Origin of the sequence: Pseudomonas medicaginis, from assembly GCF_965119365.1 — a bacterium.
In the GTDB taxonomy this organism is placed as follows: domain Bacteria; phylum Pseudomonadota; class Gammaproteobacteria; order Pseudomonadales; family Pseudomonadaceae; genus Aquipseudomonas.
This window is the reverse complement of the sequence record NZ_OZ221631.1, coordinates 6,472,987-6,491,393: the sequence shown is the minus strand read 5'-3', so window position 1 is coordinate 6,491,393 and position 18,407 is coordinate 6,472,987. Positions and strand designations below refer to the sequence as shown.

Below are 18,407 nucleotides of genomic sequence, written 5' to 3'. Positions count from 1 at the left end.
GGCTCAAGCCTCGCGCCCGATCCAATTAGCTTGCGACGATGTTGACCAGCTTGCCGGGCACGACGATCACTTTGCGGATGGTCAGGCCATCGACAAAGCGCAACACGTTTTCGTTCGCCCGTGCGGCCGCTTCGACTTCTTCGCGCGTGGCGGCGGCCGGCATTTCGATCTGGCCGCGCAGCTTGCCGTTGACCTGGATGACCAGGGTCAGGCTGTCCTGCACCAGCGCGGTTTCGTCCACCAGCGGCCAGCGTGCGTCGATCACCGGGTCGGCGTGACCCAGTTGATTCCACAGCTCGTGGCTGATGTGCGGTGTGATCGGTGCCAGCAGCAGCGTCACGGCTTCCAGGCCTTCGTGAACCAGTGCGCGATCCTGCTCGGTGCCTTGCGCGGCTTTCTCCAGCACGTTCATCAGCGTCATCACCTGGGCGATGGCGGTGTTGAACTTGTGGTTCTGGCCGACGTCATGGCTGGCCTGCTTGATGGCCAGGTGAATCGAGCGCCGAACGGCCTTCTGCTCGTCGTTCAGGCTGGCGACGTCCAGTTTGCCCGGCAGGCCTTGGGTGACGTGGGCCTGCGCCAGGCGCCAGACGCGCTTGAGGAAACGGTGCGAACCCTCGACGCCCGAGTCGGACCATTCCGCGCTCATGTCAGGTGGCGAGGCGAACATCATGAACAGGCGGCAGGTGTCCGCGCCGAACTGGTCGATCATCGACTGTGGGTCGACGCCGTTGTTCTTCGACTTGGCCATCTTCTCGGTGCCGCCGATTTCCACCGGCAGGCCGTCGGCGATCAGCTTGGCGCTGATGACCTTGGCCTTGCTGTCGCGTTCGAGTTCGACGTCGCTGGGGTTGAACCAGGTGTAGGCACCGTTGGCCTCGCGACGATAGTAAGTCTCGGCGATCACCATGCCTTGGGTCAGCAGGTTCTTGAACGGCTCGTTGGAGCTCACCAGGCCTTCGTCACGCATCAGCTTGTGGAAGAAGCGCGCGTAGAGCAGGTGGAGGATGGCGTGTTCGATGCCGCCAATGTACTGGTCCACCGGCAGCCAGTGGTCAGCCGCGGATTTTTCCACCAGGCCGCCTTCATAGTGCGGCGAGGCGTAGCGCGCGTAGTACCAGGACGACTCGACGAAGGTGTCCATGGTGTCGGTTTCACGTTTGGCCGGTGCGCCGCATTTCGGGCAGCTGCACTCGTAGAACTCGGGCATGCGTGCCAGGGGCGAACCGGCGCCGTCGGGTACGACGTCTTCGGGCAGGACCACCGGCAACTGATCTTCCGGCACCGGTACGTCACCGCAGGTGTCGCAATGCACGATCGGGATCGGGCAGCCCCAGTAGCGCTGGCGGCTGATGCCCCAGTCCCGCAGGCGGAACTGGGTGCGCGAGGCCCCCAGGTTCTTCTTGATCAGGGCAACTTCGATGGCATCGAACGCACCGACGAAATCCAGGCCATTGAATTCGCCGGAGTTGATCAGTTCGCCGTGTTCGCCATAGGCGTCCTGCCAAGGTTCCGGGGTCTGGTCGCCGGCGCTGGTGCGCACCACGGCTTTGACCGGCAGGTTGTACTTGTGGGCGAATTCGAAATCACGCTCGTCGTGGGCCGGTACGGCCATGACCGCGCCGTCGCCGTAGTGCATCAGCACGTAGTTGGCGACCCACACCGGCAGTTTTTCACCGGTGAGCGGGTGCTCGACGAACAACGACGTCGGCAGGCCTTTCTTCTCCTGGGTGGCGACGTCGGCTTCGGCGACGCTGCCGCCCTTGCATTCGGCGATGAACGCCTGCAGCTCAGGGTTGTTCTGTGCCGCCAGGGTGGCCAGCGGGTGTTCGGCGGCCACGGCCACGTAGGTGGCACCCATCAGGGTGTCCGGGCGGGTGGTGAAGACTTTCAGGGTGCCGGCTTCGCCAATGGAGGCGACGTCGTAGGGGAACTGCACTTCCATGCCCCGGGACTTGCCGATCCAGTTGCGCTGCATGGTCTTGACCTGCTCGGGCCAGCCGGTCAACTCGTCGAGACTCTCCAGGAGCTCATCCGCGTAGGCGGTGATCTTGAAGTAGTACATCGGGATTTCGCGCTTTTCGATCAGCGCGCCGGATCGCCAGCCGCGACCGTCGATCACCTGTTCGTTGGCCAGTACGGTCTGGTCCACCGGGTCCCAGTTCACGGTGCCGTTCTTGCGGTAGATCACGCCTTTTTCGAACAGGCGGGTGAACAGCCACTGTTCCCAGCGGTAGTAGTCGGGCTTGCAGGTGGTCACTTCGCGAGACCAGTCCACCGCCAGGCCCAGGCTGCGCAGCTGGGTCTTCATGTAGGCGATGTTTTCGTAGGTCCACTTGGCGGGGGCCACGTTGTTCTTCATCGCGGCGTTTTCCGCCGGCATGCCGAAGGCGTCCCAACCCATGGGTTGCAGGACGTTCTTGCCTTGCATGCGCTGGTAGCGGGAGATCACGTCGCCAATGGTGTAGTTGCGCACGTGCCCCATGTGCAGCTTGCCGCTGGGGTAAGGGAACATCGACAGGCAGTAGTAAGTCTCCTTGCCTGGCTGTTCACTGACTTCAAAGGACTTTTGCTCGTCCCAGAACGACTGGGCGGCGGCTTCGATTTCACGGGGCTGGTAGTGTTCGTGCATGGCTACTTTTGTACTGAATGGGGTGGCCCAATCCTCTTCGTGGCCATGCTGGACGCAGACGACGCCGGATGCGGCGTTTTCGATGCCCAGGCAAGCTGGAAGTGGAGTTACAGGAAGCGCCGTAGCATACATGACCGCGCTCTACCGAGGGAAACCTTGATTGCGTGCCGGCCATCGACGACCGCTGGCGAGGACCCGTGTCCAGGGCCGTTGGTCGCGGCGCCCTGCCGGTTTGCCCAGCGAAGCTAAGCTTCTCAATGGGGAGTGAGTCTTATCTTCAATGAGGTGAGGGATGGTTGAATCACAACGTAAAGTCGCTACACCTGAGTTGTATGAAAAACTGATCGATCGTCTCGGGGTGGCCCTGGACGCTGCAAGAACCGCCGGTCGCTTGCGTGATGAACGTCCGGCAGAGCTGGAACTGCGAGGCTTGAGCCCCGCGGAGTTCGAACTGGTCAAGGCGTATCTCGAACAGGTCGGACATCAACCCCCCACCAGTGGGGCCCAGGTACTCAAGCGTCTCGATGCGCCCCGTTCGGCCAAGGTTGTATGGCTCAAGGACCGGACGCCTGACAAGGATGCTGTAAAGGTCCGGTCAATGCAGTTCAAGTAGTGCCGGATTCACGCGTGTCGCTTTTTTGATTCAAGGTTTCTTCGAATCTGTTGTCGCTTTGCGTCAACCCACCTAGGCTTCGGGCATCTATGGAGATGCCCGATGCCGTTTCGTTATTTCATCAAACAACTGTTATTGCCACCCGGCATTCTTTTGCTGTTGTTGGCGCTTGCCTGGTGGTGGCGCCATTCGCGGCCGCGCCTGGCCCGACTGTGTTTCGCCGTGGGCCTGGGCGGCTTCTGGCTGATGAGCCTGCCGGTGGTGGTGCAATGGAGCGCCAAGGCATTGGAGCGTGAGCCGCCGCTGCTGCGCAGTGAATGGGCGACCCTGGCCCAGCGTGCCGACGCCATCGTCGTGCTCGGTTCCGGCCGTGAGCGCGGCGACCTGGCGTGGGGCGCCGACCAGCCCACCGGTGTGGGCCTGGAGCGCCAGCGTTATGCGGCGCGACTGGCCAAGGCGTCGGGCTTGCCCGTGCTGACCACCGGCGGCTTGCACTACGGCACCCCACCCAGCGAGGCGAAGTTGATGGCCGATTCGATGCTGGATGATTTCGGGGTCACGGTACGCTGGCAGGAAGGTCGCAGCCGCACCACCTGGGAAAACGCCCGGATGAGCGCCGAGATCCTGTTGCCGGAAGGCATCAAGCGGGTCGTGGTGGTCACGCAGGCCTGGCACATGCCGCGGTCGGTCTGGAGTTTCGAGCGCGCGGGGTTTGAAGTGGTGCCGGCGCCGGTGGGTTTCCTGGGGCAGGACAATGCCCGACCGTTGGGCGGCTGGATGCCGGAGTTCAAGTCGATCTGGCAATCCGGGCAGTTGATGAATGAGGCGGTGGGGTTGGTGGGGTATTGGTTGTTCTATCGCTGAACGGCTTTGCGGTGAATTGTTTATCTGTGGCGAGGGGATTTATCCCCGCTGGGGCGCGAAGCGCCCCCCATTCAAACTGTCTGGCACACCACAGTGTCAGTTCTTTCTTGGGGCTGCCGCAGCCCAGCGGGGATAAATCCCCTCGCCACAGGGGCGGGAAAAGGCTTTAAACCGTCTTGGCCATCCGGCTCGCCACCAGTGCCCAGCCCAACAGCAGCGCGCACAAAATGATCAGCGGCCACGATCGCCATTGCAGGTACGGCGTCAGGTCGTGCATCGGCACCACTTCGCCGTAGAGAATGCCGCGCTCGAATTGCGGGATTTGGGCGGTGATCTGGCCGAAGGGGTTGATCAGGCCGGTCACGCCGTTGTTGGTGGCGCGGATCATCCAGCGACCGGCTTCCAGGGCGCGCATCTGGGCCATTTGCAGGTGTTGCAGCGGGCCAATCGAAGTGCCGAACCAGGTGTCGTTACTGATGGTCAGCAGCAGGTCGCTGCGCGCCGAGAGGCTGGCGGCGAATTCCGGGTAGACCACTTCATAGCAGATGAACGGCGCGATCTGGTAACCCTTGGCCTGCAACAGCGGCTGGTCGGCCGGGCCCCGGGCGAAGTCCGACATGGGCAGGTCGAAGAAGGCGATCAGGCCGCGCAGGATGTCCTGGAGCGGTACGTATTCGCCAAACGGCACGAGTTTTTGCTTCAGGTACGTACCGTCACCTTCGCCGGTCACGGTGATGCCGTTGTAGTAACGCTTTTCGTGATGCACCTGTTGCCGAATCGGCACCCCGGTAATCAACGCCGACTGCCGTTCGGCGGCGAAGTTGCCCATCATGTCCAGGTAGCCTTGGGCGGACTCCTTGAGCACCGGCACCGCGGTTTCCGGCCAGACCAGCAGGTCGACGCGCTTGGAAGCGAAACTCATGTCGCGGTACAGCGCCAACTGTGCGTTGAGCTGCTCGGGGTCCCACTTCATGCTTTGTTCGATGTTGCCCTGGATGGCCGCGACGCTCAGCGGCTCGCCCGAAGGGCTGGTCCAGGCATGGCCCTTGAGGGCCAGGCCCGCCACCCATGGGCCGATCAGCAGCATCACGCCCGCGGCGATAAAGCCCTTGCGTCCGGTGCGGATCAACCGGGGCGCGTTGTACAGCAGCGCGGCGGTCAGGGCCAGGGTGAAGGAAATCAACCACATCCCGCCCAGTGGCGCGAGGCCGGCCAGGGGGCCGTCGAGCTGGCTGTAGCCGGAATAGAGCCACGGGAACCCGGTGAGGAACCAGCCGCGGAAAGCTTCCTGGCCCAGCCACAGCGCGGCGAACGCCAGGGCATCGGCCAGCGGTGCCTCGTTGCGGCGCAACCAGCGTGCCCACAGCCAGGCGGGTAGGGCGAAGAACCAGGCGATGGCGGCGATGAACAGCAACATCAACAACCCGGCGAGCAGCACCGAGGCGCCGCCGAAGTTGTGGATACTGACGTAGATCCAACTGGTGCCGGCACCAAACAGGCCAAAACCGAAACACCAGCCACGGCCCAAGGCTTGGCGCGGCGAAAGCTCGCGCAACCCGGCATAGAACAAGCCGACCGCCAGCAATGCCAGCGGCCAGAGGTCGAACGGCGCCAGGGCCAGGGTGGTGATCGCACCGGCTGCCACGGCCAGCAGGTTACCGGGCCAGCCGGGGCGGGTTATCCAGCGCATGTGTGTCCTTAGCGGGTCTTGAGAGGATTATCGGCCAATGGGTGACAGGCGCAGCAGATGGATCCGGCGGCTGTCGGCATTGAGGATGCGGAAGCGCCAGGAGCCGATTTCCGTGGTTTCGTTGCGCTTGGGCAGGTGCCCGAAAGCGCTCATCACCAGGCCGCCGACGGTGTCGAACTCATCGTCGGAGAACTGGCTGTCGAAGAATTCGTTGAAGTTCTCGATCGGCGTCAGGGCCTTGATCAGGAAGTCGCCGCTGGGCAGCGGCTTGATGTAGCTGTCTTCCTCGACGTCGTGCTCGTCCTCGATGTCGCCGACGATCTGCTCAAGCACGTCTTCGATGGTGACCAGGCCGGCCACGCCGCCGTATTCGTCGATGACGATGGCCATGTGGTTATGGTTGGCGCGGAATTCACGCAGCAGCACGTTCAGGCGCTTGGACTCAGGCACGAAGGTGGCCGGGCGCAGCAGGTCCTTGATGTTGAAGCTGTCGCCGTTCTCCTGGAGGATCAGCGGCAGCAGGTCCTTGGCCAACAGCACGCCCATGACGTCGTCATGGCTCTCGCCGACGACCGGATAGCGCGAGTGAGCGGAGTCGACCACGGCGGGCAAAAATTCGCGAGGGGTCTGGGTCGCCTTGATGCTGACCATCTGCGAGCGCGGCACCATGATGTCCCGGACTTGCAGGTCAGCGACCTGGATGGCGCCTTCGACGATGGCCAGCGCTTCGCTGTCCAGCAGTTTGTTCTGGTGTGCATCGCGCAGCAGCTCCAGCAGCTCCTGGCGGTTTTTCGGCTCATGGGCAAAAGCCTGGGTGAGCTTGCCCAGCCATGACTTCTGCCCGTTGCTCGATCGATCTTCGCTCATAGCGATTACTCTGAATCCTTTGTCGTTACAGGTTGATGTATCAGTGTTCGTCGCCGGCGTACGGGTCGGGATGACCCAGCTCTGCAAGCAACGTTCGTTCCAGCGCTTCCATTTCTTCGGCTTCGTCATCTTCTATATGGTCGTAACCCAGTAGATGCAAGCAGCCGTGAATCACCAGATGGGCCCAGTGGGCCTCGGGGGTCTTGTCTTGTTCCGCGGCTTCACGCTCCACCACCGGGACGCAGATCACCAGATCGCCCAGCAGTGGGATGTCGAGCAGGTCGTCGGGTACGTCGGCGGGGAACGACAGCACGTTGGTGGCGTAGTCTTTCTGCCGCCAGGTGTGGTTCAGTTCACGGCCTTCGGGTTCGTCCACCAGGCGGATCGTCAGTTCCGAGTCGGCGCTGCGCTGGCGCAGGGCCAGTTCGCACCATTGGCGGAACTGGGCTTCGCTGGGGGCGGCGTGTTCGCAGGCCACTTGCAGGTCGAGTTCAAGCATTGTGGCGATTGCCTTTGCTTTCGGCCGAGTCTTCGTCGGCGCGATTCTCGAAACGCTCGTAGGCTTCGACGATGCGCTGCACCAACGGATGGCGCACGACGTCCTTGGGCATGAAGTGCGTGAAGCTGATGCCTGGCACGTCCTTGAGCACCTGGATCACATGGTTCAACCCGGACTTGGTGCCGCGTGGCAGGTCGACCTGGGTGATGTCCCCGGTGATGACGGCCGTGGAGCCGAAGCCGATGCGGGTCAGGAACATTTTCATCTGCTCGACCGTGGTGTTCTGGCTTTCGTCGAGGATGATGAAGCTGTTGTTCAGGGTCCGACCGCGCATGTAGGCCAGCGGCGCGACTTCGATGACCTGGCGCTCGATCAGCTTGGCGACGTATTCGAAGCCGAGCATTTCATACAGCGCGTCATAGAGCGGACGCAGGTACGGGTCGATCTTCTGGGCCAGGTCGCCGGGCAGGAAACCGAGTTTCTCACCGGCTTCGACCGCCGGTCGCACCAGCAGGATGCGACGCACCTGTTCACGTTCCAGCGCATCGACGGCGCAGGCCACGGCCAGGTAGGTCTTGCCGGTACCGGCCGGGCCGATGCCGAAGTTGATGTCGTTGCCCAGGATTTCCTTCACGTAGCGCTGCTGATTCAAGCCGCGGGGGCGAATCATGCCCTTCTTCGTGCGCAGGGCCACGGCAGGTTCCGAAGGGGCAGGGTTGTCGAGTTCTTCGACAGCCGATTCCTGCAGGAACAGGTGGACCGTATCCGGCGACAGCTCGCTCCCCTTGGTTTCCCGGTAGAGACGGCGCAGCAGGTTTTCCGCGGAGGTGGTGTGCTTGGGTTCGCCGATCAGCTCGAACTGGTTTCCGCGGTTGCGGATCTCGATGGCCAGGCGCTGTTCGATCAAGCGCAGGTGCTCGTCGAATTGCCCGCACAGATTGGCGAAGCGGCGAGCCTCAAAGGGCTCGAGAATGAAACGATGAGGTTCGATGGGTGCGTTCAAGGTCGTTTTTAGCCGCCCAGGGGCAATTAAGGTGAAATCAAGGATAACGCCAGTAGGCTGGGTGCGAAAGCTCTTAAACAGGCGAATCCGATCACAAGGCTTGGCACGATTCACTGTGGGAGCGAGCTTGCTCGCGATGGGGGCCTCACATTCAACATGAGAATTGACTGCCATGCCGCTATCGCGAGCAAGCTCGCTCCCACAGGAAGTACGGGGTTACTGGATCAGCGAACCCCGCAGGGAGTGCGGTTGTGCGGCGTCGATGTGCACGTCGGCGAACTGGCCGATCAGGGCCGGGGTGTCGCAGCGGAAATTGACGATGCGGTTGTTTTCGGTGCGCCCTTGCAGCTCGCCCGGGTCCTTTTTTGAGTAATCGGTCACCAGGATCCGCTGGACCGAACCGACCATTTGTCGGCTGATCTCGAAACCTTGCTGGTTGAGGCGATGTTGCAAGGCGTTGAGCCGTTCTTTTTTCACTTCTTCCGGGGTTTCATCCGCCAGGTCCGCCGCCGGGGTTCCAGGGCGCTGGCTGTAGACGAAGGAATAGGAGAAGTCGAAGCCCACGTCTTCGATCAACTTCATGGTCTGTTGGAAGTCTTTCTCGGTTTCGCCGGGGAAGCCGACGATAAAGTCCGAACTGATGCAGATACCCGGCACTGCCGCGCGCAACTTGCGCAGCTTGGATTTGTACTCCAGCGCCGTGTGGTTGCGCTTCATGGCTGCGAGGATCCGGTCGGAGCCCGATTGCACTGGCAAGTGCAGGTGCTTGACCAACTCGGGAACCTCGGCGTGGGCCTGGATCAGGCTGTCGGAGAACTCCAGCGGATGGGACGTGGTGTAGCGGATGCGGTCGATGCCATCCACCGCAGCCACGACGCGGATCAGTTCGGCGAGGTCCGCCAGGCGCCCGTCATGGGTCAGGCCGCGATAGCCGTTGACGTTCTGCCCCAGCAGGGTCACTTCGCGTACGCCGTTTTCCGCCAGGTGGATGATCTCGGCGATCACGTCGTCGAACGGTCGGCTGACTTCTTCGCCGCGGGTATAGGGCACCACGCAGAACGTGCAGTACTTGCTGCAACCTTCCATCACCGACACGTAGGCACTTGGGCCGTCGATGCGCGGTTCGGGCAGGTGGTCGAATTTTTCGATTTCCGGGAACGAGACGTCCACTTGCGGCAGCTTGGTGCTGCGGGCGGCGTCGATCATCTCTGGCAGGCGGTGCAAGGTCTGCGGGCCGAACACCACGTCCACGTACGGCGCGCGGTCACGAATGGCCGCGCCTTCCTGGCTGGCCACGCAACCGCCCACGGCGATGACCATCTCCGGGTTGGCCAGCTTCAGTTCGCGCCAGCGGCCGAGCTGGGAGTACACCCGGTCCTGGGCGCGTTCGCGGATCGAGCAGGTGTTGAGCAGGATCACGTCCGCGTCTTCGGCGCGGGCGGTGACTTCCAGGGCCTGGTGTTCACCCAGCAGATCGACCATGCGCGAGCTGTCGTACTCGTTCATCTGGCAACCGTGGGTTTCGATGTAAAGCTTCTTGGCCATGGACGGGTCATCACGTGATTCAAAGAACCGCGCATTATAGGGAACAAGTCCCCCGGTTCCTACCGCTGCGCGAGCAGTGGCTATGCTATAGTTCGCGCCCTCATTTTTACCCGCCGATGTGTTTCGCCAGCCATGACCAAACGTGAAGCTCCAATCTACAAGGTGATTTTCCTCAACCAGGGCCAGGTGTTCGAAATGTACGCCAAGCAGATCTACCAGAGTGATCTGTGGGGCTTCCTGGAAGTGGAAGAGTTCGTCTTTGGCGAGCGCACGCAAGTGGTCGTCGACCCGAGCGAAGAAAAGCTCAAGGCGCAGTTCGAAGGCGTGGTGCGCAGCTTCGTGCCGATGCATTCGATCGTGCGCATCGACGAAGTCGAACGCCTGGGCACCCCGAAAATCAGCGAAGCCCGCGGTGCGGTCGGCAATGTGATGCCGTTTCCGATGCCGATGCCTGAGAAGTAACGGCCAGACAGTTGCACACAGTCCCTGTGGCGGGGGGATTTATCCCCGCTGGGGCGCGAAGCGGCCCTAAAACCTGACAGCTCGGTATTAGAGGTTGATTGAGTTGACTGCTTTTGGGGCTGCTGCGCAGCCCAGCGGGGATAAATTCCCTCGCCACAAGGGGCCATGGTGGATTCAGGGCAGCGGCGAAAAAGGCGTACGCCCATCGGCGTTCTGCAATTCCATCAGGTATTTGCGAAAGATCTGCCCCAGCACCTGGGTCGCCACTTCCAACTCGTCACGGGGCATTTGCTCGGCGACTTCGTCGGCGGTGTCCAGGGCTTCTTCGGCGCCGTTGACCGCGGCCATCTTCAGGACGATGTAGGCCTGGACGTTGTTGGCCGGCACGCCTTCGCCATGGAAGAACATGCCACCCAACTTGAATTGCGCCTGGGCATGGCCTTGCAGCGAGGCTTTTTCGAAGTAGTCGAGGGCCAGCTTGAGGTCGCGGGGTGCAGCCTTGCCTTCGTAGTAGAACTCGCCCAACTCGTATTGCGCTTGCGCATCACCTGCGTCCGCCGCTTTTTGACAGGCGTCGAGTGCCGGTGCGAGATCTTGTGGCTGGGTGTTGAGCGTGCAACGGCCCAGCGCCGGGATCAACAACGAGTTGCCGCCTGCCTGTGCATTCGCCAGCAGGGGCTGAAGGAGCAACAGGCAGCCCAAGGCAAGGGTGCGGCCGGTGCGGTTCATGGGAATCGACTTACCTCTGAGGGGCGCGCGGACCCTCCGGGGGATCCAATAAGCGCGCATTATGAAATAAGCGGGGCCATCCTTACAAAGTCTTTACTCGTTTTTCTGCTGCGAGGGAATGCTAATAGCAGCTTCGGGCATAAATACGTAGGAAAAGGGCGGGAGGTTGTCAGCAATCACTGACGCCAGCTTCAGCCAGCGTCAGTTATCCACAGGCTTACTTCAGCGCCGCGAATGCCCGCTCGGCTGCGTCGAGGGTGATCTTCAGCTCGGTCTCGCCATGGGCGATGGAGGTGAAGCCGGCTTCGAATGCACTTGGGGCCAGGTACACGCCGCCGTCGAGCATCAGATGGAAGAAGCGCTTGAACCGGTCGGCATCGCTGGCCATGACGTCTTCGAAGGTGACGATGTCATCGGCGCCACTGAAATACAGGCCAAACATGCCGCCGGCCTGGGTGGTCACGAAAGGAATGCCCGCCGCATCGGCGCGGATCTGCAGACCGTCGAGCAGGCGCGTGGTGTAGTCGGTCAGCTCGGCGTGGAAGCCCGGGCGGCTGATCAGGCGCAGGGTAGTCAGGCCGGCGGCCATGGCCAACGGGTTGCCCGACAGCGTGCCAGCCTGGTAGACCGGCCCCAGCGGCGCGATGCATTCCATGATCGTGCGTTTGCCGCCGAAGCAGCCCACCGGCATGCCGCCGCCGATGATCTTGCCAAAGGTGCTCAGGTCCGGCGTGACGCCGTAATGGGCCTGGGCGCCGCCGAGGGCCACGCGGAAACCGGTCATCACTTCATCGAAAATCAACACCACGCCATGCTGGTCGCACAGGCTGCGCAGGCCTTCGAGGAAACCCGGCGCCGGCGGCACGCAGTTCATGTTGCCGGCCACCGGCTCGACGATGATGCAGGCCACTTCCTGGCCGACTTCGCCGAGCATCTTCTCGACGGCTTCGAGGTCGTTGAATGGCAGGGTCAGGGTGTGCCTGGCGAATGCCGCCGGTACGCCGGCCGAACTCGGTACGCCCTGGGTCAGTGCGCCGGAGCCGGCCTTGACCAGCAGGCTGTCGGAGTGGCCGTGGTAGCAACCTTCGAACTTGATGATGCTGTCGCGACCGGTGTAGCCCCGCGCCAGGCGGATCGCGCTCATGGTTGCCTCGGTGCCGGAGCTGACCATGCGCACCATTTCCATCGACGGCACGATCGAGCAGACCAGGTCGGCCATCTCGGTTTCCATCGCGGTCGGGGCGCCGTAGGACAGGCCGTGGACCAATTGCTTGCGCACCGCATCCAGCACATCCGGATGGCTGTGGCCGAGGATCATCGGGCCCCAGGAACCGACGTAATCGACATAGCGCTTGTCGTCTTCGTCGGTCACGTACGCGCCTTCGGCGTGCTTGAAGAACAGCGGGGTGCCGCCGACGCTCTTGAACGCACGGACGGGCGAGTTCACGCCGCCGGGGATATGTTTCTGGGCGTTGGCAAACAGGGTTTCGGAACGGGACATGGTTGGGCTCTCGAAAACGAAAAAGGGACTATTTGATCTGCAGCAGCTCGTTGAAGGCGCGGGCGCGGCGCGTCACTTCAGTGGTGCTGTCGGCGCCGAACAGGCCGTGGACCACCGCCAGCAGGTCGACCCCGTGGGCCACCAGCGGGGCGGCGTTCTCCAGGGTGATGCCGCCGATGGCGCACACCGGGATATGCAGTTTGAGGTGCGCCTGTTCCAGCAGTTCAAGGCTTGCGCTGGGGGCGCCGGGCTTGGTGTTGGAGTTGAAGAAACGCCCGAATGCGACATAAGTGGCGCCTTCGCTGGCGGCCTGTTCGGCCAGCGCCAGGCTGGCGTGGCAGGTGGCGCCGACGATCGCCTTGTGCCCGAGCAGCGCCCGCACCGGTGCCAGCGGGCCATCGGTCTGGCCCAGGTGTACACCGACGCCCAGGCGCGCGGCCAGTTCGGCGTCGTCGTTGATGATCAACTGGGTCTTGTAGCGTTCGCACAGGTTACGCAGGGCTTCGGCTTCCCGCAGGCGCCGGGCCTCGTCGCTGCTTTTGTCGCGGTATTGCAGCAGGGTCACGCCACCTTCCAGCGCTGCTTCTACATAGGCAAGGAACTTGCCGGCCAGCAATTGGCTGTCGGTGATGGCGTAAAGGCCACGTAATTTCATTCCACAGGCCTCCAGTGCTACGAGCAGAAATCCAGCGGCAGGCGACGCGGTACGAACTGGCCTTTGCCCAGTTGTTCGGCATCGCGCAAGGTGCGCCAGGTGTAGTCCAGCGCCGTCTTGACGGCGCTGGCGAGCTGTTCGCCCTGGGCCAGCCGACCGGCCAGGGCGCTGGCCAGGGTGCAGCCGGAACCGTGGTAGCTGCCAGGCAAGCGCTGGCAAGTAAAGGTTTCGCGGCGGCCGTCGCGGCTGTACAGGCGATTATGGACTTCATGTTCGTCGCCGTGACCACCGGTGATCAACAGGTGTTTGACGAAGGGCAGCAGTTTTTCCGCGCACTCGTCGGCGCTGCCTTCGGGCAGTTCAGCGAGGATGCGGGCTTCCGGCAGATTGGGGGTAGCGATGATGGCCAGGGGCAGCAGGCGTTCGCGCATGGCGTAGCCGACCTCATCCTTGCCCAGGCGCCCACCCCCGCCGGCGCGCAGCACCGGGTCGCAGACCATCGGCAGGTGCGGGTGCGCCTGGAGCAGCTCGACCACCGTGTCGACCATTTCCAGGGAGCCGAGCATCCCCAGCTTGACCGCCGCCACCTGGGCATCGTTGAGCACGGCATTGGCTTGTGCCAACACCCACTCGCGATCGAGCACGCGGAAATCACTGACGTTGACGGTGTCTTGCACGGTCAACGCGGTAACGGCCGGGGCGGCATGACAGCCCTGGGCGAGCAGGGCTTCGATATCTGCCTGCAAACCAGCGCCACCACTGGGATCGTGGCCGGAGAGACAGAGGACAACGGGGCGAGAGCTGTAGATATTCATGGTGCGCGAGCTTACCACCAAACCCTTTCGATCGGCGCACGCCTGTAACAAGGGAAACCGCTACAGACAGGATTTATTGGTGGCGAGGGGATTTGGCGAAACGTCGCACAATCGAGCCTGGCTCCAGAGTCGTATTGCAATCTGACCAAAGCAACAGCTCTATCTCAATGCTTTTCCCTAAGACGCCCGTTCTAGAGCCTTTTGTAGGAAAGATTTCAATGGTGCAAATTGGCCATCAACGGCTATGCTAGAGATGGATCCAACACGTAACGGATCATGTCGGCTTTACGTCTACTCAGGGAATGGGGGGCTTCCTGACTCAACCGGACAGGCCACGCTGGGGCTTCAATGCGCTATTTGCTGATGTTATTGCTGTGCTTGCCCCCTCTGGCGAGCGCCCTGGAATTCGATGAATTCACCCAAAGCCTGCCCTTGGGCCATGCCTTGCAAGTGTTCGAAGACGCGGGCGGCACGGCTACTGTCGATGAGGTCCTGGCCCGGTCTGCGGCGGGTGCTTTCAAACCCCACGACAAAGCCACGCTGAACGCCGGTTACTCGCGTTCGGCTTTCTGGCTGAAAATCGACCTGCACTACCGTCCTGCCAATCCGGACGCCCAGCGCACCTGGCTGCTGGAGCTGGCGTACCCACCCCTGGACCACCTCGACTTGTACGTGGCCGACGCGGCGGGCACCTATCGCCTGGTTCGCCAGACCGGCGATGCGTTGCCGTTCGCCAGTCGTGAGGTGCGCCAGAACAATTACCTGTTCAGCCTGGCTTTCAAGCCCGAGCAACAGCAGACCGTCTACCTGCGCCTGCAAAGCCAGGGGTCGATCCAGGCACCGTTGACGCTATGGTCGAGTACCGCGTACCTCGAGCAACAGCCGGCGCGCCTGTATGTGCTGGGCATCATCTATGGCGTGCTGCTGGGGATGCTGGTGTACAACCTGTTCATCTACCTGAGCGTGCGCGATACCAGCTACCTCTATTACATCTTCTATATCGCTTCGTTCGGCCTGTACCAGTTGTCGGTCAACGGCGCTGCCGTGGAGTACTTCTGGCCGGACAATCCGTGGTGGGCCAACGCGGCGACGCCGTTCTTCATCGGTTGCGCCGGCCTGTTTGGCAGCCAGTTCGCCCGCAGCTTCCTGCAAACCGCCCTGCATGGCCGCTGGATGGACCGCATGCTGCTGGCCTTGATCGCCTACAGCGCCGTGGTCATCGGCCTGTCGCTGATGACCAGTTATGCCTTGGCGCTGCGCCTGGCAACGGCGCTGGCGCTGGTGTTCACGGTGACGATTTTTGCCGCCGGGCTGTTCGCCTGGTGGCGTGGCCTGCGGGTGGCACGTTATTTCATCATTGCCTGGTCGGCGTTTCTGCTGGGGGGCATCATCAATACCTTGATGGTGTTGGGTTACCTGCCCAACGTCTTCCTGACCATGTATGCCAGCCAGATCGGTTCGGCCATCGAAGTGGCGCTGTTGTCCCTGGCCCTGGCCGACCGCATCAATGCCATGCGCGAACAGCAGGCCCAGACCCTGTTGGACGCCGGGCAGAAACTCGAAGTGCTCAACCAGCAACTGGCCCATGGCAACAAGCTCAAGGATGAATTCCTCGCCACCTTGACCCACGAATTGCGCACGCCGATGAATGGCGTGATCGGCTCCCTGGAGCTGATGGAAACCGTCGAGATGGACGAGGAGTTGACCCAGTATCAACAGACCGCCGCCGGTTCGGCGCGGGACATGATGCGCATGGTCAACGGCATCCTCACCCTCACCGAGTTGCAGGCCGGCAAGCTCAAGGTCTATCCGGCACCGTTCAGCCTGCGTGCAGTGGTCGATGCGCTGCAGGTGCAGTTCGGCGCCAATGCCGCGGCCAAGGGCCTGGATTTCAAGGTCGACGTCTCCCCGGGCCTGGCGGACCGGTTGCTCGGCGACAGCGGCAAACTGGCCCAATGCCTGGAATGCCTGCTGGACAACGCCATCAAGTTCACTCGGGTGGGCGGCCTGGCTCTGCGCGTCAGCGGTCGGCCGACGGCGCTTGATCAACTGGCGCTGTCCTTTGCCGTCATCGACACCGGGATCGGTTTTACCGACCTGGGGGAAGCGACCTTGTACCAGCGCTTCTTCCAGCTCGACGGTTCGATGACTCGCGAGTACGGCGGCCTTGGCGTGGGCCTGGCCATCTGCCGGCAACTGGTGGAGCTGCTGGGCGGGCGACTGACCCACACATCCGAGCCCGGTCGCGGCAGCCGTTTTCAGTTGGACGTGACGTTTGACGTGGCCTTGCCACCGGCGGTCCCGACGCCGTTTTCCTTCGGCAGCCGCCGGGCCTCGCGCGAGCCCCAGGATTGCACGGTGCTGCTGGCGGATGACAACAACATCGATCAGTTGGTCATGCGCGGCATGTTGCTCAAGTTGGGGTACCGGGTGCGCACCGCCGACAGTGGCCGCGCCGCGCTGGAGCTGCTGCACGGCGAACGCTTTGATGCGGTGCTGCTCGATTGCCAGTCTTCGCCGCTGGACGGTGTGTCGGTGTGCTGCCAGATCCGCTCGTTGTCTGGCTGCGAAGAGCTGCCGGTGCTGGTGGTCAGCCAGAACCCGGTGCAGCCGTGTTGTCCGTCGGGCGCGCTGATCGACTACCTGAGCAAACCCGTGAAATTCGAGGCATTGCAGGCGACGCTTCAGCGGCGGGTGCTGTGCCCGAGGCAGGGTGAAAGCGCCGATATTTAGGCGCATATGACACTTTGTTCGGCCTGGAGGCGGTGCTTAACTGGATTCCTGCCGATCGAGGAGCCCTGCCATGAACCTGCACCAGTTCGCTGAAACCCACGATGTCACCAATCAGCCGCCGTCCCTGGATGGCGTCAACCTGTACCGCATCGACCTGCCGCTGCAACAGTGGTCGCAGCGCTTTGGGGCTGGCTGGGCAGAGGCGCGGATCGATGCGTATGGGGCGTTGGCCGGCGGGCCGTTGATGGAAGCGGGGTTCCAGGCCAATCAGAACAAACCGGTTTTTTCCAGTCATGACCGTTATGGTCATCGCGTCGACCTGGTGGAGTTCCATCCCGCTTATCACCAGTTGATGCGCACCGCCGTCGAGCATGGCCTGCCCAGTTTGCCCTGGGCCCATCCACAGCCCGGCGCCCATGTCGCCCGTGCCTCGATGACCTACCTGCACAGCCAGGCTGAAGCCGGCACCGGCTGCCCGCTGACCATGACCTTCGCCAGTGTGCCGGCGCTGCGCTTGCAACCGGACCTGGCCGAGCGCTGGGTGCCGAAGGTGCTCGCCACCGAGTACGACCCGCGCAACGTCGGCATGGCCCACAAGGCCGGGGTCACCATCGGCATGGCCATGACCGAAAAGCAGGGCGGCACCGATGTGCGCGCCAACACCACCAAGGCCTATCCGGTGGGCGCCAGCGGCCCGGGCCAGGCCTATGAACTGGTGGGCCACAAATGGTTCTGTTCGGCGCCGATGTGCGACGCTTTCCTCACCCTGGCCCAGACCGACAAGGGCCTGACCTGTTTCCTGCTGCCGCGCCATCGCCCCGACGACACGCGCAACCAGTTCTACATCCAGCGCTTGAAGAACAAACTGGGCAATTGTTCCAACGCCTCCAGCGAAGTCGAGTTCCGTGGCGCATTGGCCTGGATGGTCGGTGAAGAAGGGCGGGGCGTGCCGACGATCATCGAGATGGTCGCCATGACCCGCTTCGATTGCATGGTCGGCTCCAGTGCCCTGATGCGCCAGGCGTTGACCCAGGCCAGTCATCACTGTGCGCACCGCAAGGTGGGCGGCAAACTGTTGAGCGAGCAGCCACTGATGCAGAACGTCCTGGCTGACCTGGCGCTGGAAAGCGAGTCTGCCCTGGCCTTGAGCCTGCGCATGGGCCGGGCGCTGGACCATTTGAGCGACGAGCACGAGGCCAAGTTCGCCCGGCTGGTGACGGCGGTGGGCAAGTACTGGATCTGCAAGCGCGCCCCCGCGATGATCAACGAAGCCGCCGAATGCATGGGCGGCGCCGGCTACGTCGAAGACAGCATCCTGCCGCGCCTGTACCGCGAAGCGCCGGTCAACTCGACGTGGGAAGGCTCCGGCAACGTGCAATGCCTTGACGTGTTGCGCGCCTTGTCCAAGGAACCCGGTGTGCTGGAGGTATTGTTCCATGAGTTGGGCGACGGCCACGGCGACAAGCGCCTGGCCGGGCACATCCACCAATTGCAGGCAGCGTTCAAGGACACCGACGACATCCAGTACCGCGCCCGGCAATTGACCGAAGACATCGCGGTGGGCCTGCAGGCCAAGCTGTTGCTGGAGGCGGGGAACAGTGACGTCAGCGATGCCTTCATCGCCAGTCGCCTCGGCGCGGCTGGCCGGGCGTATGGTGCTTTGCCTCGGGGCTTGAATGTGGAGGCCATCGTTACCCGCTCGACCCCGCATGGCCTTTAGAAACCCCACCTACCCCTGTGGGAGCGAGCTTGCTCGCGATGGCGGCGGTACATCCAACCTCTATGGTGACTGACACACC

Annotated in this window: 15 protein-coding genes; 5 read left to right on the top strand and 10 right to left on the bottom strand. The window is 62.7% G+C overall.

What is annotated here, in order from left to right:
* Window positions 1-25 precede the first annotated feature (25 nt).
* The gene (leuS, locus tag ACMTA2_RS28670) at window positions 26-2,632 is read right to left on the bottom strand and encodes a leucine--tRNA ligase (RefSeq protein WP_413792774.1); all 2,607 of its coding nucleotides are present in this window, start codon (window positions 2,630-2,632) and stop codon (window positions 26-28) included.
* A gap of 292 nt (window positions 2,633-2,924) precedes the next feature.
* Here leuS and ACMTA2_RS28665 point away from each other — a divergent pair, with 292 nt between their 5' ends.
* Together ACMTA2_RS28665 and ACMTA2_RS28660 are read left to right on the top strand one after the other, a co-directional pair.
* Complete coding sequence (locus tag ACMTA2_RS28665; protein ID WP_413792773.1) at window positions 2,925-3,245, top strand: hypothetical protein; 321 nt, start codon at window positions 2,925-2,927, stop codon at window positions 3,243-3,245.
* A 102-nt stretch (window positions 3,246-3,347) separates the two neighbouring features.
* A complete protein-coding gene (locus tag ACMTA2_RS28660) occupies window positions 3,348-4,109 on the top strand; it encodes a YdcF family protein (protein ID WP_413792772.1) in 762 nt (253 codons plus the stop codon).
* 166 nt (window positions 4,110-4,275) lie between these two features.
* On the opposite strand, the gene lnt is transcribed toward ACMTA2_RS28660, so the two are convergent.
* From lnt to miaB, 5 genes are all read right to left on the bottom strand, one after another.
* Entirely contained in the window at window positions 4,276-5,799 is a 1,524-nt protein-coding gene (lnt, locus tag ACMTA2_RS28655; protein ID WP_413792771.1) for an apolipoprotein N-acyltransferase, read from the bottom strand.
* 27 nt (window positions 5,800-5,826) lie between these two features.
* Window positions 5,827-6,666, bottom strand: a complete 840-nt coding sequence (locus ACMTA2_RS28650; RefSeq protein WP_003205870.1) for a CorC family transporter — start codon at window positions 6,664-6,666, stop codon at window positions 5,827-5,829.
* A 40-nt stretch (window positions 6,667-6,706) separates the two neighbouring features.
* Window positions 6,707-7,165, bottom strand: a complete 459-nt coding sequence (gene ybeY / locus ACMTA2_RS28645; RefSeq protein ID WP_122565058.1) for an rRNA maturation RNase YbeY — start codon at window positions 7,163-7,165, stop codon at window positions 6,707-6,709.
* The gene (locus ACMTA2_RS28640; RefSeq protein ID WP_413792770.1) at window positions 7,158-8,168 is read right to left on the bottom strand and encodes a PhoH family protein; all 1,011 of its coding nucleotides are present in this window, start codon (window positions 8,166-8,168) and stop codon (window positions 7,158-7,160) included. The genes ybeY and ACMTA2_RS28640 overlap by 8 nt, the downstream gene beginning before the upstream one ends.
* A gap of 216 nt (window positions 8,169-8,384) precedes the next feature.
* Window positions 8,385-9,713, bottom strand: a complete 1,329-nt coding sequence (gene miaB, locus ACMTA2_RS28635; protein WP_186730302.1) for a tRNA (N6-isopentenyl adenosine(37)-C2)-methylthiotransferase MiaB — start codon at window positions 9,711-9,713, stop codon at window positions 8,385-8,387.
* A 132-nt stretch (window positions 9,714-9,845) separates the two neighbouring features.
* Here miaB and ACMTA2_RS28630 point away from each other — a divergent pair, with 132 nt between their 5' ends.
* Window positions 9,846-10,175: a DUF1820 family protein gene (locus ACMTA2_RS28630; RefSeq protein WP_003185742.1), complete on the top strand. Its 330-nt coding sequence runs from the start codon at window positions 9,846-9,848 to the stop codon at window positions 10,173-10,175.
* A gap of 174 nt (window positions 10,176-10,349) precedes the next feature.
* On the opposite strand, the gene ACMTA2_RS28625 is transcribed toward ACMTA2_RS28630, so the two are convergent.
* From ACMTA2_RS28625 to ACMTA2_RS28610, 4 genes are all read right to left on the bottom strand, one after another.
* Window positions 10,350-10,904, bottom strand: coding sequence for a tetratricopeptide repeat protein (locus tag ACMTA2_RS28625; protein ID WP_413792769.1), 555 nt, complete (start codon window positions 10,902-10,904; stop codon window positions 10,350-10,352).
* A gap of 217 nt (window positions 10,905-11,121) precedes the next feature.
* A complete protein-coding gene (hemL, locus tag ACMTA2_RS28620; RefSeq protein ID WP_413792768.1) occupies window positions 11,122-12,405 on the bottom strand; it encodes a glutamate-1-semialdehyde 2,1-aminomutase in 1,284 nt (427 codons plus the stop codon).
* Window positions 12,406-12,433: 28 nt separating this feature from the next.
* Window positions 12,434-13,060: a thiamine phosphate synthase gene (gene thiE / locus ACMTA2_RS28615; protein ID WP_413792767.1), complete on the bottom strand. Its 627-nt coding sequence runs from the start codon at window positions 13,058-13,060 to the stop codon at window positions 12,434-12,436.
* A 17-nt stretch (window positions 13,061-13,077) separates the two neighbouring features.
* Complete coding sequence (locus tag ACMTA2_RS28610; RefSeq protein ID WP_024616125.1) at window positions 13,078-13,875, bottom strand: hydroxymethylpyrimidine/phosphomethylpyrimidine kinase; 798 nt, start codon at window positions 13,873-13,875, stop codon at window positions 13,078-13,080.
* A gap of 348 nt (window positions 13,876-14,223) precedes the next feature.
* Here ACMTA2_RS28610 and ACMTA2_RS28605 point away from each other — a divergent pair, with 348 nt between their 5' ends.
* Window positions 14,224-16,608 carry a hybrid sensor histidine kinase/response regulator gene (locus ACMTA2_RS28605; RefSeq protein WP_413792766.1) on the top strand — a complete coding sequence of 795 codons (2,385 nt, stop codon included), beginning with the start codon at window positions 14,224-14,226 and terminating at the stop codon, window positions 16,606-16,608.
* Between the two features lie 70 nt (window positions 16,609-16,678).
* Window positions 16,679-18,328 carry an acyl-CoA dehydrogenase family protein gene (locus ACMTA2_RS28600; protein ID WP_413792765.1) on the top strand — a complete coding sequence of 550 codons (1,650 nt, stop codon included), beginning with the start codon at window positions 16,679-16,681 and terminating at the stop codon, window positions 18,326-18,328.
* Window positions 18,329-18,407 lie beyond the last annotated feature (79 nt).

What these genes read in the sequence shown, in the direction of transcription:
- leuS (WP_413792774.1), bottom strand. Translation starts at nt 2,632, where the DNA reads ATGCACGAACACTACCAGCCCCGTGAAATCGAAGCCGCCGCCCAGTCG.
- ACMTA2_RS28665 (WP_413792773.1), top strand. Translation starts at nt 2,925, where the DNA reads ATGGTTGAATCACAACGTAAAGTCGCTACACCTGAGTTGTATGAAAAA.
- ACMTA2_RS28660 (WP_413792772.1), top strand. Translation starts at nt 3,348, where the DNA reads ATGCCGTTTCGTTATTTCATCAAACAACTGTTATTGCCACCCGGCATT.
- lnt (WP_413792771.1), bottom strand. Translation starts at nt 5,799, where the DNA reads ATGCGCTGGATAACCCGCCCCGGCTGGCCCGGTAACCTGCTGGCCGTG.
- ACMTA2_RS28650 (WP_003205870.1), bottom strand. Translation starts at nt 6,666, where the DNA reads ATGAGCGAAGATCGATCGAGCAACGGGCAGAAGTCATGGCTGGGCAAG.
- ybeY (WP_122565058.1), bottom strand. Translation starts at nt 7,165, where the DNA reads ATGCTTGAACTCGACCTGCAAGTGGCCTGCGAACACGCCGCCCCCAGC.
- miaB (WP_186730302.1), bottom strand. Translation starts at nt 9,713, where the DNA reads ATGGCCAAGAAGCTTTACATCGAAACCCACGGTTGCCAGATGAACGAG.
- ACMTA2_RS28630 (WP_003185742.1), top strand. Translation starts at nt 9,846, where the DNA reads ATGACCAAACGTGAAGCTCCAATCTACAAGGTGATTTTCCTCAACCAG.
- ACMTA2_RS28625 (WP_413792769.1), bottom strand. Translation starts at nt 10,904, where the DNA reads ATGAACCGCACCGGCCGCACCCTTGCCTTGGGCTGCCTGTTGCTCCTT.
- hemL (WP_413792768.1), bottom strand. Translation starts at nt 12,405, where the DNA reads ATGTCCCGTTCCGAAACCCTGTTTGCCAACGCCCAGAAACATATCCCC.
- thiE (WP_413792767.1), bottom strand. Translation starts at nt 13,060, where the DNA reads ATGAAATTACGTGGCCTTTACGCCATCACCGACAGCCAATTGCTGGCC.
- ACMTA2_RS28610 (WP_024616125.1), bottom strand. Translation starts at nt 13,875, where the DNA reads ATGAATATCTACAGCTCTCGCCCCGTTGTCCTCTGTCTCTCCGGCCAC.
- ACMTA2_RS28605 (WP_413792766.1), top strand. Translation starts at nt 14,224, where the DNA reads ATGCGCTATTTGCTGATGTTATTGCTGTGCTTGCCCCCTCTGGCGAGC.
- ACMTA2_RS28600 (WP_413792765.1), top strand. Translation starts at nt 16,679, where the DNA reads ATGAACCTGCACCAGTTCGCTGAAACCCACGATGTCACCAATCAGCCG.